At 54.9% G+C, this 13,625-nt stretch carries 9 protein-coding genes; 7 read left to right on the top strand and 2 right to left on the bottom strand.

The genetic code is table 11. The features are described 5' to 3' along the window. The first annotated feature begins 30 nt into the window (after positions 1-30). The 6 genes from AC2FEB_RS14855 to AC2FEB_RS14830 all read left to right on the top strand — a co-directional run bounded on the left by AC2FEB_RS14855 (position 31) and on the right by AC2FEB_RS14830 (position 10,489). Positions 31-2,541, top strand: coding sequence for a heavy metal translocating P-type ATPase (locus AC2FEB_RS14855; RefSeq protein ID WP_496852736.1), 2,511 nt, complete (start codon positions 31-33; stop codon positions 2,539-2,541). Positions 2,542-2,556: 15 nt separating this feature from the next. Further along, positions 2,557-2,943: a Cu(I)-responsive transcriptional regulator gene (gene cueR, locus AC2FEB_RS14850; RefSeq protein WP_108862307.1), complete on the top strand. Its 387-nt coding sequence runs from the start codon at positions 2,557-2,559 to the stop codon at positions 2,941-2,943. Positions 2,944-3,559: 616 nt separating this feature from the next. Continuing rightward, entirely contained in the window at positions 3,560-5,755 is a 2,196-nt protein-coding gene (locus AC2FEB_RS14845; RefSeq protein ID WP_496852735.1) for an efflux RND transporter periplasmic adaptor subunit, read from the top strand. Continuing rightward, a complete protein-coding gene (locus tag AC2FEB_RS14840) occupies positions 5,752-8,931 on the top strand; it encodes an efflux RND transporter permease subunit (protein WP_496852734.1) in 3,180 nt (1,059 codons plus the stop codon). Before AC2FEB_RS14845 ends, AC2FEB_RS14840 begins: the two co-directional genes overlap by 4 nt. Positions 8,932-8,960: 29 nt before the next feature. Next, positions 8,961-9,302, top strand: a complete 342-nt coding sequence (locus AC2FEB_RS14835; RefSeq protein ID WP_496852733.1) for a copper-binding protein — start codon at positions 8,961-8,963, stop codon at positions 9,300-9,302. Positions 9,303-9,850: 548 nt separating this feature from the next. Beyond that, positions 9,851-10,489, top strand: coding sequence for a class I SAM-dependent methyltransferase (locus AC2FEB_RS14830; RefSeq protein WP_496852732.1), 639 nt, complete (start codon positions 9,851-9,853; stop codon positions 10,487-10,489). A gap of 73 nt (positions 10,490-10,562) precedes the next feature. Here AC2FEB_RS14830 and AC2FEB_RS14825 read toward each other — a convergent pair whose 3' ends face one another. Further along, the gene (locus tag AC2FEB_RS14825) at positions 10,563-11,960 is read right to left on the bottom strand and encodes an ATP-binding protein (protein ID WP_496852731.1); all 1,398 of its coding nucleotides are present in this window, start codon (positions 11,958-11,960) and stop codon (positions 10,563-10,565) included. Then, positions 11,957-12,682 carry a response regulator gene (locus AC2FEB_RS14820; RefSeq protein ID WP_496852730.1) on the bottom strand — a complete coding sequence of 242 codons (726 nt, stop codon included), beginning with the start codon at positions 12,680-12,682 and terminating at the stop codon, positions 11,957-11,959. Before AC2FEB_RS14820 ends, AC2FEB_RS14825 begins: the two co-directional genes overlap by 4 nt. A 171-nt stretch (positions 12,683-12,853) precedes the next feature. Here AC2FEB_RS14820 and AC2FEB_RS14815 point away from each other — a divergent pair, with 171 nt between their 5' ends. Then, entirely contained in the window at positions 12,854-13,396 is a 543-nt protein-coding gene (locus AC2FEB_RS14815) for an EF-hand domain-containing protein (RefSeq protein ID WP_496884194.1), read from the top strand. Positions 13,397-13,625: the final 229 nt, after the last annotated feature.

The raw sequence follows: 13,625 nt of genomic DNA, 5'->3' as shown, positions 1-13,625 counted from the left end.
GCCCGTCAGCAGAATATTAGTGGTGACAATATGACTGAAATTTCACATGTACGGTTTCAAGTTCAGGGTATGAGCTGTGCTTCTTGCGTAGGGCGCGTCGAGCGCGCGTTGAAAGATGTGCCAGGGGTAGATGCCGCTTCGGTTAATCTCGCCAGCGAAAGCGTTCAGGTCGATTTCCGCGATCCAGCCGATAAAGCGGCCATTGCTGATGCGTTAAACAGCGCCGGATATCCGGCACGGACGGAAGAGGTAACGCTGGATATTCAGAACATGTCCTGCGCATCGTGCGTGGGGCGCGTTGAACGGGCATTGCAAGCAAATGATGGCGTCTTGTCCGCGTCGGTCAATCTGGCCACCGAAAGTGCAACTGTGCGTTATGTTGAGGGAGTCACAACACCCGAAGCCATCGCGGCGCTTGCGGCATCTGCTGGCTATCCGGCGAGCCTGCGATCCGCGACGCAGACCGAACCACAAGACCGCAAAGCCGAAGAGATTCGCCAATTGGCCCGGCGAACAAGTTTTGCCGCTTTGCTCGCTTTGCCGGTATTCATTCTTGAAATGGGCTCGCATGTTATTCCGGGCACGCACCACCTGATAGCGAGCACGATCGGTATCCAGAACAGCTATTACCTGCAATTCCTTCTGACCACGATCGTTCTTTTTGGCCCAGGATTGCAGTTCTATACCAAGGGATTCCCTTCCTTGGTCAAAGGCGCGCCGGACATGAACTCTCTGGTGGCCCTGGGTACTTCGGCGGCATATGGGTTCTCACTGATCTCGACCTTTGCGCCGGGTATTCTTCCGGCCGGAACCGCAAACGTCTACTACGAGGCCGCAGCGGTGATCGTGGTTCTCATATTGCTTGGGCGGTTCCTAGAGGCGCGCGCCAAGGGCCGAACTGGTGAAGCGATCCGAAAACTGGTCGGTCTGCAGGCAAAAACAGCGCGTGTTGAGCGCGACGGATCGGCTATTGAGCTTCCGATCGAGCAGATCGTTGTTGGGGATATTGTGCACGTTCGACCTGGCGAGAAGATCGCGGTGGATGGTGCCGTAATGACCGGCGCGTCATATGTCGATGAAAGCATGATCACCGGCGAGCCGGTTCCCGTCGAAAAGACGGAAGGTGCAACTGTGGTCGGCGGAACAGTCAATGGCGCGGGCGCATTAACGTACCGGGCCGAAAAGATCGGCGCAGACACTATGTTGGCCCAGATCATTCAGATGGTCGAACAAGCACAAGGTGCCAAGCTTCCGATTCAAGGCCTGGTCGACCGCATCACGCTGTGGTTCGTGCCGGTAGTGATCGCTGTGGCCGTTGTGACTGTGCTGGTTTGGATGTTGTTCGGACCCGATCCCGCGCTCAGCTTGGCGTTGGTAGCCGGGGTTGCGGTACTGATCATTGCTTGCCCCTGCGCCATGGGGTTGGCCACACCCACCTCAATCATGGTCGGCACCGGCCGCGCGGCCGAGATGGGCGTCCTGTTCCGAAAGGGCGACGCCTTGCAAATGCTGCAGGAAACCACCGTTGTTGCGGTGGACAAGACGGGGACTTTGACCGAAGGGCGTCCGGAGCTAACCGACCTGATTGTGGCCGAAGGAATGACCGAGGAGGAGGTTCTGCGCCTTGTTGCTGCCGTTGAGGTCACATCCGAACATCCGATCGCCACGGCCATCGTGCGCGCGGCTGAAACCCGTGGTCTGGAGCTTCCGAAGCCAGAAGACTTCACGTCGATCACCGGTTACGGGGTAAGCGCCTCAGTCGAAGGTCATACAATCCTGATCGGGGCCGACCGCCTGATGAGTCGCGAAGGGGTTGAAATGGGCGCGTTGACTGATCGGGGCGCTGAACTCGCAATCAACGGAAAGACTCCACTTTATGCCTCCGTAGACGGATTTATTGCAGCCGTCATCGCCGTGGCGGACCCAATCAAGACCACCACGCCAGACGCAATTGAAGCTTTGCACGGACTGGGGCTGAAAGTAGCGATGATTACCGGCGACAATACCGCTACTGCCAAATCCATCGCGGCGCAGCTTGGCATCGATCATGTCGTGGCCGAGGTTCTGCCCGAGGGTAAAGTATCCGCGTTGCAAGATCTGCGCTCAAATGGTGGAAAACTGGCCTTTGTGGGTGATGGCATCAATGATGCCCCCGCTCTGGCGGCGGCTGACGTAGGAATTGCGATCGGGACAGGCACTGACATCGCCATCGAGGCGGCTGATGTCGTTCTTATGTCAGGCGACCTGACAGGCGTGGTCAACGCCTTCGACATTAGTCAGCGCACGATGCGTAACATCCGCCAAAACCTGTTCTGGGCTTTCAGCTACAACACGCTGCTCATACCTGTCGCCGCGGGGGTGCTCTATCCGTTTGGCGGCCCGTTGCTGTCGCCGGTTCTGGCTGCAGGTGCCATGGCTCTGTCCAGTGTATTTGTTCTGACCAACGCGCTGCGGTTGCGCTGGGTAAAGCCGATCAAAGTTGGGCGAGATCAGATCTCGCAGAGCACCGAGCAGACGCTGCGATCAGCGCCTGCCGAATAGAATGGGAGAACCACTGTGAATATCGGAGATGTAGCAGAACGTTCGGGTCTGCCTGCCAAAACCATCCGCTATTACGAGGATATCGGATTCATCAAACCCAGGCGCAGCCTGAATGGATATCGCCATTTTGACGAAAAGGAGCTGCACAAGCTGGCCTTCATTGGGCGAGCCCGTTCTTTGGGCTTCACCATTGAGGATTGTCGCTCGCTACTGGCGCTATACGAGGATAAAGAACGCGCAAGCGCAGACGTGAAAGAAATCGCCAAACAAAACCTAAATGAGATAGATGCCAAGATTACAGACTTGAAGGCCATGCATGCAACACTGACTCATCTTATTGATGAATGCGCCGGTGACCATCGCCCTGACTGCCCGATCTTAAAAAAACTCGGCCAGTCTTAGCTGCGCTCGTCTATAAACTGCCTTCAGTTTTGGCAGTTTGTGATTTGCACTCGCGGAAATCTGCCTTTTAAAATGCAGCGCTTCAAATCACCTGCTTTTTTTTACCGCCTGGCTTGCACACACGCCACGAACGCACTACGTGCCCAGAATGGATTGTGAGTTTGTCTCAGTGTTGCGAATGACGTTATTAACATGCGTCTGCTTGGCGATGACGTTCGTCGGGACCGTTGCTGTTGCGAGCAGTGACGTGAAAAGCAGTAACACCCATGACCGTTACGGTTTGTCACTCTTTGCTAAGTTATCAGATTTCAAACACGACCATAGCGGTTTGCATCCTACGACCGGCCAATTCCACGCGGATGACCACGTGAATCATAACGGAGAATGCAATTCGGGCATCTGTTGCGTTGGTGAATATCCGGCCCATGTTGGTCTTTCGTTATTGGCCGCAGCTTTTGGGCAGCAAAACCATAACATGGCTACGGACACCCATATCTCCCAAGAGCCTCTGACTCCCGATCGTCCTCCCCAAATCTCCTAACATCCAAAGGCCCGCAAGCGCGGGTTTTCATGTTGATTCGGTTCGAGCAATCACTGCGACCGTCAGGAGATTACTATGCGTGGAAGATATGCGGCACTATCAGTTCTTGCCTTGGCGTTTGGCCTGGGTGGAGGTGTCATTCTTGAAAGACTATACTTGAATCCAATCGATCAGGGGCAGTCGAACGAACCAGAAGTTCTCTATTGGGTAGCACCGATGGACCCGAATTTTCGGCAGCCAGAACCTGGAAAATCGCCGATGGGTATGGACTTGATCCCAGTATATTCTGGGCAGGAACCTTCTGGCGACCCAGAAGAAGTCACCCTGAGTTCCGCCGAAATCAACGCAATTGGCGTGCGAACTGCGGTTGCACGCATGACGGATATCGAGCCTCGTATTGAGACGGTAGGTTTCGTCGGCTTTGACGAACACTTAACCAGCCACGTTCATACGCGCGTTGAAGGTTGGATTGAGGAACTGAAAGTTCGCGCGGTCGGTGATCGCGTTGAGAAGGGGCAAGTTCTATTCGAACTCTTTTCGCCGCTGATTGCAGCTGCGACCGGCGATCTTGTACGCGCAGTCGAAGCTGGTGACCCGCGTATTTTGAACGCGGCGCGCAATAAGTTGATCAGCCACGGTATGTCCGCACGTCAGGTTGCAGAGATCGAGGCAGGCGGTGAGTTGGTTCGAAATGTGCAAATTGAAGCGCCTCAAAACGGTGTTGTCATAGCGCTGAATGCCGCCGATGGAATGTACCTGCAGCCTGGTACACTTGCGTTTTCGGTCACCGATCTTTCCGAAGTATGGCTGATCGTCGATGTATTCGAACGAGATATTGCGCGTTTGTCGGAGAATATGCGCGCGATAGCAAGATTCGAGCACCTACCCGGTCGCATCTTCGAAGGCGACATCGACTATGTTTACCCTGAGCTTGATCCGCAAACCCGAACTCTTCCCGTAAGGCTGAGTTTCGATAACTCCGATGGCGTGCTGCGGCCAGGAATGTTTGGCAGTGTCAGCCTTATACCAGATGAAAGCCGGAATGTTCTCACCGTTCCATCAGAGGCGTTAATTCGTACCGGTTCGGCGGAACGTGTCATCTTGAAAACAGGCGAGGGTACTTTTCGCCCGAGATTGGTGACCACAGGTCTTCGAGATAGTTTCGGCGAGGGGGGACGAACAGAAGTTCTACAAGGGCTTGAACCCGGCGAGGAAGTTGTCGCATCCGCACAGTTTCTAATCGACAGTGAAAGTGCTTTGAGCGCCGGCTTCACGCGTATGGCGCCAACGGATACCGAACCGGCACGCGGGGCAGGTACCCTGATTTCACTCGATGCTGAAAATCGTATGGCAACTGTTCGTCACGACGTTCTCGAAAGCCTCGATTGGCCCGCAATGACTTCGGAGTTTCCGGTGAAGTCTGGTGTTTCACTCGACCGTTTGAGTGCAGGCGACGCAGTTGCTTTCGTGATCGCGCGGGGTGCGGATGGGCTTCTGAGCCTGATGGAGCTTGCGCCGGACGATGGTATAGCCGGAACTGGTGCCGGTGTCGCGCGCGCCGTCACTTCCGACGGCAAATTGACGCTTGAGCACGGACCGATCCCCGAGCTCGGTTGGCCGGCCATGACAATGGATTTGCCTGTAGTGGGAGTAAGTCTAACAACCGTGCCGATCGACATGCCAATTGAGTTTGATCTGGCTGAGGGGGAAGGAGGAATGTTCTCGATTGTAGCAGTTCGCGAAGAGGGCTCTACGCCGACCGATTCCGTTGAACCCGAAGAAACCGACACGCCTTCTGCTCCACCGATTGTAGCCACCGGCACGATCAACCTCGTTAATGTTGAGGCGGGAACTGCGACTATCACACACGGGCCGATGACTGAGATTGGCATGCCGGGAATGACCATGGATTTCCCATTAGACCCAACACTGGACACAAGCATGCTCGAAGTTGGTCCTGAAATGACTCTGACTTTCGCGCGCGAAGATGGGATTACAATGGTGTTGGCTGGGGCAACCCCTATCGCGCCGCCGCTTCAGGTTTCTGGTCGGATTAACAGTATCAACCCAAACGCGCGTACCGCGAATGTAACACACGGTCCAATGACCGAGATCGGTATGCCGGGTATGACAATGGATTTCCCGGTTGCGGAAGGGGTCGACGTTTCGAACTTGCCTGTGGGGATTGGTGTTTCTTTGATCCTTCGCCGCAATCCTGACTTTTCGATGACTCTGTTAGAGGTCACACTTGATGGGAGTGTTACGCAGTGATCACGGCCATCATTCGTTCTTCTCTCGCCAACAGGTTCGTCATCTTAGCCCTCGCATTCATGATGGGAGTTGCGGGTATTTGGGCCATTCGCGAGACACCGGTTGATGCAATCCCGGATCTGTCGGATGTCCAGGTAATTGTTCGCACGCCATATCCCGGGCAAGCACCTCAAGTTGTCGAAAACCAAATAACATATCCACTTGCGACAGCCTTATTGGCCGTACCCAGTGCAAAAGACGTTCGCGGGTTCTCGTTCTTTGGAGATAGCTTTGTATATGTCGTCTTTGAAGACGGAACGGACCTCTATTGGGCTCGGTCGCGTGTGCTCGAATATTTGGGCCAGATTACCGGCAGCTTGCCCGAAGGCGTGTCTCCACAACTTGGCCCTGATGCGACTGGGGTGGGGTGGATTTATCAGTATGCGCTGGTTGACGAAACAGGAAATCATGATCTGGCGCAGCTCAGGACTCTGCAGGATTGGTTTCTGAAATATGAATTGCAAGCCGTGGAAGGCGTCTCAGAAGTTGCAACCATCGGCGGAATGGTCAAACAGTACCAGGTCGTCGTCGACCCAAACAAACTACGTGCCTATGACATAACACTTGCGCAACTGAGGACGGCTATTCAGGCGGCCAACCGCGAGACGGGCGGCAGCGTCATTGAGATGGGTGAAGCCGAATTCATGGTCAGGTCCTCGGGCTACATTGACGAATTGTCAGACCTTGCAAGCGCGCCGTTGATGGTCAACGAGCGTGGCGCCGCTCTGACGCTGGGAGACGTCGCTGAAATCCGCCTGGGGCCTGAAATGCGCCGTGGTGTCGGAGAACTCGACGGGCAAGGAGACGCGGTTGGCGGAGTGGTCATCCTGCGATGGGGCGGGAACGCGTTGGCGACCATCAAAGCGGTGGAAGCGCGCATCGAAGAGTTGCGTTCAAACCTGCCGGAAGGGGTCGAAATCATAACGACCTACGACCGATCTGGTGTGATCGAGCGCGCTATCGATAACCTCCAGAAGAAATTGACGCAGGAATTCATCGTCGTTGTTCTTGTGTGCGCGGCTTTTCTACTTCATCTGCGGTCATCCCTGGTGATTCTTCTGTCGCTCCCGCTGGGAATCTTTGCCGCATTTATTCTGATGAAGGCGCAAGGAGTAAACGCAAACATCATGTCGCTCGGCGGCATAGCCATCGCTATTGGTGCGATGGTCGACGCATCGATTGTGATGATCGAGGCGATGCACAGGCGGTTGGAAAAAGAAAAGCTCACAGCAGAGAACCGATGGCGGATTGTGCAAGAGTGCGCTTCTGAGGTGGGACCAGCCCTTTTTTATTCTCTGGCGATCATCACGGTTAGTTTTTTGCCTGTCTTCGTGTTGGAAAATCAGGAAGGTAGGCTCTTCTCGCCACTCGCTTATACCAAGACCTACGCCATGGCAGCTGCGGCCATCCTTTCGATAACGCTGGTCCCGGTTTTGATGGGTTACTTTGTAAGGGGGCGTATTCTACCTGAGCGAAAAAATCCGCTAAATCGTTTGGTCGTGTTCGTGTATCGCCCATTTCTGGACGCGGCAATTGCCTGGCCTTGGGCGACAACGCTGTTGGCCGGCGTTCTGGTGGCGTCCATGTGGTACCCTTACCAGAGAATTGGCTCTGAATTCATGCCCGAGTTGAACGAGGGCGATTTTCTCTACATGCCGAGCTTCTACCCCGGGATCTCGACGGGAAAAGCCCGTGAGGTGCTGCAGCAGACCAACCGCCTGATCGCGACCGTGCCTGAAGTCGAAACTGTTCACGGTAAAGTTGGGCGTGCGGAGACTGCAACCGATCCAGCACCACTGACAATGGTGGAGACCACTATCCAACTCAAGCCGGAAAAAGAATGGCGACCGGGCATGACAATGGAGAAAATCCGGAATGAGCTTGATCGTATCGTTCAGATTCCGGGCGTCACAAATGTTTGGATCCAACCTATCAAGAACCGCATCGACATGCTTGCAACGGGTATCCGTACACCTGTCGGTGTCAAAATATCTGGCACGGACTTGGAGGTCATTACAGATATCGGGATCGAAGTAGAACGTGCGGTCGCCGATATTAAAGGAACGGCTTCCGCATACGCAGAGCGGCCTGTTGGCGGGCGTTTCATCGAAATCGACGTCAAACGAGATGCCGCCTCCCGATACATGATGAGTGTTCGAGAAGTTCAGGACGTAGTGCAGACCGCAATTGGCGGTATGCAAGTGTCGGAATCTGTGGAGGGGCTGGAGAGGTTTCCTATAAACCTACGGTACCCTCAAGCATTGCGAGACAGCCCGGAACGGCTCGAAAATCTGCCTGTTGTCACACCATCGGGTGCTCATGTGCCACTGTCCGCTCTCGCCGATATTCGAATAGTTGACGGGCCGGGAATGATACGATCAGAGAACGCGCGACGAACTGGGTTTGTGTTCATCGACATCGCGGGGCGCGACCTGGGCGGCTATGTGGCCGAAGCACAAGAGGTGGTTGCAGAAAAGGTCGACCTGCCTCCAGGTTATTCGCTGACTTGGTCAGGGCAGTATGAGTACATAGAGAGAATGCAGGACAGGCTGACGATCGTTGCTCCTGCAACCCTGCTAATTATCACGCTCATGCTTTTCCTGGCGTTCAATCGGGTGATTGAGGTCGGGATAATTCTTGCGGCGCTTCCGGTCGCATTGGCAGGTGGGGTTTGGTTCCTGTGGTATCTTAACTTCGATATTTCGATAGCTGTGCTCGTGGGTTTCATCGCGCTGGCGGGAGTTGCCGTGGAAACAGCGATTGTCATGTTGCTGTACCTCAATCTTGCTTGGGAGAAACGTCGTGGGCTGGCGCAATCGGAACAGCGAAAGCTTACACGTAACGATATCGAAGACGCGGTGTTCGAAGGAGCCGTTCTTCGGGTTCGGCCGAAGGTAATGACTGTAGCCACGATCTTTGCAGCACTGATACCCATCATGTACGGCACCGGTACAGGCTCTGAAATCATGCAGCGTATCGCGGCGCCGATGATTGGGGGCATGGTGACAGCGACGCTTCTTACGCTTTTCGTCATTCCCGCAATATTCGTGATTTGGAAACGGCTCGCGCTCAATCGCGTGAACCGAGAGATTTCCCACACGATCCAGGAAGTGCCCCCTGCGCTTCCGGCAGAATAATACCCACAACCTTGAAACAGGAGCATCTGATGAGAACTTTGACTGCTATTGTGGCCCTATTGGCCGTGTCGACGACAACCAGCATCGCGCAAACGAACCACGGCATGGACCATTCCAACATGTCCGTGTCCTCCGAACAGATGGAAGGGGCGATTCACGCAAAAGCTATGGTGAACTCAATTGGCGACGAAACCGCTAACGTCAGCCATGATCCGATCCCCGAGATCGGGTGGCCCGCGATGACGATGGATTTGCAGCTTCTTGAGAATGCCCAGATGATGGGTGAGATTAGCGCCGGTGACGAAGTCACACTGATGTTGGTCAAAAGCGATGGTGGTATGTATGCGATCGGCGCGATCATGAAAAACTGAGTCTGTTGATGCGGCAGCTATTCACCAATGATGTGATTGTTCACCGTTTCAAGGACTGTAGGAAATTCTATGAACTAAGAGAAATGGAGTAGGAGCCACTCAAGAACCAAATCATATTTCAACGATCTGTGGCTCTGCTCATAAGTTATCAGTCCATTGTCGGTTAAAGGCGCTTTAAGCAATTCGTTGACTGATTGAAGCCCCAAAGCTCAGAAAATCTTCCGGCTATTCTGAAAGAACAGAGCAATCCAGGCAAGCAGTACACAAACTGCCAACGCTTCGGTATCTCCGGCCCGCGCCACTGCAGTTATACTTGCGCTAAATTCTGGAGCTGCTTGCGCGGCCCAGTGGAAATCTGACCGACAATCAAATTTCACCTAAAACATTTCACAATTGGAATGTGTGTACTACATTGTCGCCGAGATGACTTCATGCGGCCATTCAACGGACCAGCATCGAATTGTCTGGGGCGTTGCCTTGTTGGTTTTTGCTCCAGTCGAAAACGCAGCGCGGAGCGGTCAAAATGAGGATATCTCCAGGGCGACAACTTGGGAAAACGATACGACATGACGGCTAACACAAGAGAGCACTGGGACGATGTCTATGGCGAGAAGTTTGACACCCAATTGAGTTGGCACGAGGACGATCCAGAGATATCGCTTGAACTCATCGAGTTGATCAGAGTGTCTAAGCCTTCATCCGTCATCGACATTGGCGGAGGTACATCTCGTCTTGCTGGAGCGTTGCTTGCGAAGGGGCTCCATGACGTGACAGTTCTCGATCTATCGCAGGTCGCGTTGGACACGGCCCGGGAACGGTTGGGGCGCGCCGCTGAAACAGTCACGTGGATTTCCGCAGATATAACTTCTTGGGTCCCCGATCGCAGATATGACGTCTGGCATGATAGGGCGGTTTTTCACTTTCTCGTGGATACATCGCAACGCGCGGCCTATCTGGAAAGCGTGAAGAGAGGGGTAAGAATTGGCGGCCATGTGATCATTGCTACGTTTGCACTTGATGGGCCGGAGACTTGCAGTGGTCTCCCGGTCGCCCGCCATAGTCCGAGCGATATCGCCGTGCTTTTCGAGGAACATTTTGAACTCGTCGCGCATCGCCATCACCTGCACCAAACCCCTTGGGGGGAAAGTCAGTCTTTCCAGTTCAGTGTTCTCCGCCGCTGCGTTTGAGCCCACACCTGAGACTGGCCCAAAGCGGTGCGCTTCCAATAAGCTTTCAGAACGTGCCGATTGTGTTAACAAGTTACGTTTGGCCCTCAAAAACTGGCAGAACCACCTTAGCGCACAAGCCGCCAGTTTCCCCGTTTAGCAATTCTATCGTGCCACCGTGGGACTGGATGATTGTACGTGCGATCGACAACCCCAAGCCGGTTCCGCCAGTTTCTCGCGAGCGTGATGTTTCAAGCCGCACGAAAGGGTCGAATACCGCGTCAAGCATATGCTCCGGGATGCCGGGGCCTTGGTCCTGAATCAATATTTTTGCCTCATTCCTCTCTTGCGTGACCAAGATGTTGGCCCGGGCACCATACCGGCAGGCGTTTTCAATTACATTGCGCAAAGCGCGCTTCATTAGCATCGGCCGAAGTGTGACAGCTGGATTGTCTGCTACCACTACTTCGACAGTGTTACCGGCTTGGATAAGATCCTCAGCCGCTTTGGTTACGAACTCACCAATTGGAACGGTACTTGAAGGTTCTCGCGTGGCTACGCCCTTGGCGAATGACAGGGTGGAGTCCACCATTTCCTGCATTTCTTCGATGGTCTCGATCAAATGGTCACGTGTCTCGTCCTCGTCCACCAGTTCGGCGCGAACTCGCAATCCTGTCAGTGGTGAACGCAAATCGTGACCCAGCGCTCCCAATAGTCTGGTCCGATCAGCAACATAGCGGGTCAGCCTGTCACGCATACGGTTGAACGCCTGTGTTAAACCTTGCACCTCAGTCGGCCCGGAAACCGTCAGCTCGTGGACGTCTTCACCGCGACCGAACTGGTCTGCGGCGAGTGAAAGGCGGCGCAAAGGGCCGGTTAGCCTTGTCAGTAGAAACCAAATGGCTGCACCAAGAATCAGAGTTGCAGTGAACCCGAAGCTGACAAAGGATTGCCAAGGCCATTGCAATGGTGGGTTGTGGAACCGGGTATCAACGTTGAGCCATTGATCGGTCGTCAGAGCGATCGACAGCTGCATTTCAACTGTGGATACGTCATCACGCATCATTGCCATGTGCATTTCAGCCATCGTAGACGGAAAACCTTCGGCCGGCAGCATATCGGGCGAGAACTCATGTAACTCGACCCTGATGGGGCGGTTTTCATAGCCCGGCAGAATTCTGCGAATTGTGTTTTCGACTGTCCCACCAGCGTTATGCCCGGTGTGATCGACCGCCGGCGTATTTGTAAGGCTGAAACGCACCAACGGAGAGCTCGCCGCTCGCAGGATCGCATCGTGCATCTCTGGTGGAGCATCTTCGATCAGTCGCGCGATGTTTGCGGCGCGTCCAGCCGTTTCCATACCAAGGGCCATGTGTACAGCCATCGAGCGTTCGTCGACAAAGAGCCACAGGCTGACCAGTTGCGCCGCAGCCAGCGCCGCGATGATCAAAAGGATAAGCTGACCGCGCAAGCTTTGAGCAAAGACTTTCATTCCGAAAGCTCGCGCACGTCAGTTGACAGGCAATAACCGCCACCTCTTACAGTTGTGATGAGTTTCGGCCGCGCTGGGTCAGCTTCGATCTTGCGGCGCAGGCGGCTGACCTGGTTGTCGATCGTACGATCGAACAGGTGAGGGCTGCGGCCGGCGGTCAAGTCCAGAAGCGCGTCACGTGACATCACCATGCGCGGCCGTTGCAGAAACTCGGCCAGCAGCCGGAAGTCGGCGGTTGTCAGGCTTTCTTCGGTTCCATCCGCCGCGGTCAGGGTGCGGCGGTCGGTGTCCAACACCCAGTCCCCGAATGCGATCTGTTTGCCCGCCAGGCCTCCAACTGGGCGCGCGTCGATATCGGTACGTCGCAGGATGGCTTTGATCCGTGCCAGCAATTCACGCGGGTTGAACGGCTTAGGCAGATAGTCATCGGCCCCGATTTCCAACCCTACTATACGGTCGGTGTCGTCACCCAATGCTGTCAGCATCAAGATTGGCGGCCCTCCGGCGGCGGATAGGCGGCGGCAAACCGAAAGACCGTCTTCGCCCGGCATCATGATATCCAGCACGATCAAGTCGAACCGCCCGGCTGCCAGTCGCGCGTCCATCTCGGAGGCGTCGCGCGCAGTGCTGGCCCGTAGCCCGTTCTTTTCAAGATAGCGGCTGACCGCATCGCGGATCTCGTGGTGATCGTCGACGACAAGGATATGCGATGTTTCTGTCATGGCGCGATCATAGGCCCCGGAGCTGAGCAAATCCCGGCTTTTTTGTATCGCTTTGTATCAGGCAGGCGGGTTGCGACAAGGCGATACAAACCAGACAGGGCAGGGGGGTAGTGGTGGGCCTGTCGAGGGCCATATGCTTGGTGTCGAAACAAAAACCAAGAGGTGAAAGTCATGAAACGCACGTTCAAGCTGGCCGCCGTAGCCTTGGCCGGGTCTTTGATGGCTCTGCCCGCACTTGCCGCAGGTCAGCATGGCAGCAGCGAGCAGATGCAGGGCCATCAGGGTGGCATGATGAAGGGTGCGCCCGACGGCATGAATGGCGATCACGCCGGTATGATGCAAAAGATGATGAAGATGCATGGCCAGATGATGGGTGGTATGCATGGCAAGGGCATGATGCGCGGCAACTGGCTGTTGGTTTTGGATATGGACGAGGACGGTCGCGTGAGCGAGGCTGAGATAGCCGAAGGTTTGAAGGCCCGGATGCAGGCGCATGACGTCGATAGTGATGGCAACCTGTCGATTGACGAATTCGAGGCGCTGCATTCCGGAGTGATCCGCGAAACCATGGTGGACCGATTTCAGCATCTTGACGCCAATGGCGATGGCGCGGTGACTGCCGGGGAAGTCGAGAAAGGCGCGAAGACAATGTCGCCTAAACACAGCGTGAAAGACCCAAAACCCGCGCCTAAAGCCCCTGAAACCAACAACTGAAACGCAACCGTGTAGCCGGGTCATCGCACTCGGCCACAAACCACTGAGGGACAAAGCGATGATGGGTTATGGCGCTGGAATGGGGTTTGGCATGATTTGGATGTTGCTGATTGCAGTGTTGATCGTTTTGGCGATCGTAGCGCTGGTCAAATACATCGCTAAGTGAACTCGGAATCCGTCACTCCCGTATTGGGGTGGCGAGCTATGTCATAGGAGGAACGAAAGCTGG

The organism is Ruegeria sp. YTSC106 (assembly GCF_059609765.1).
Note: the sequence above shows the minus strand (reverse complement) of the source record. Positions and strands in the feature narration are given on the sequence as shown.

What these genes read in the sequence shown, in the direction of transcription:
- AC2FEB_RS14855 (WP_496852736.1), top strand. Translation starts at nt 31, where the DNA reads ATGACTGAAATTTCACATGTACGGTTTCAAGTTCAGGGTATGAGCTGT.
- AC2FEB_RS14845 (WP_496852735.1), top strand. Translation starts at nt 3,560, where the DNA reads ATGCGTGGAAGATATGCGGCACTATCAGTTCTTGCCTTGGCGTTTGGC.
- AC2FEB_RS14835 (WP_496852733.1), top strand. Translation starts at nt 8,961, where the DNA reads ATGAGAACTTTGACTGCTATTGTGGCCCTATTGGCCGTGTCGACGACA.
- AC2FEB_RS14825 (WP_496852731.1), bottom strand. Translation starts at nt 11,960, where the DNA reads ATGAAAGTCTTTGCTCAAAGCTTGCGCGGTCAGCTTATCCTTTTGATC.
- AC2FEB_RS14820 (WP_496852730.1), bottom strand. Translation starts at nt 12,682, where the DNA reads ATGACAGAAACATCGCATATCCTTGTCGTCGACGATCACCACGAGATC.
- AC2FEB_RS14815 (WP_496884194.1), top strand. Translation starts at nt 12,854, where the DNA reads ATGAAACGCACGTTCAAGCTGGCCGCCGTAGCCTTGGCCGGGTCTTTG.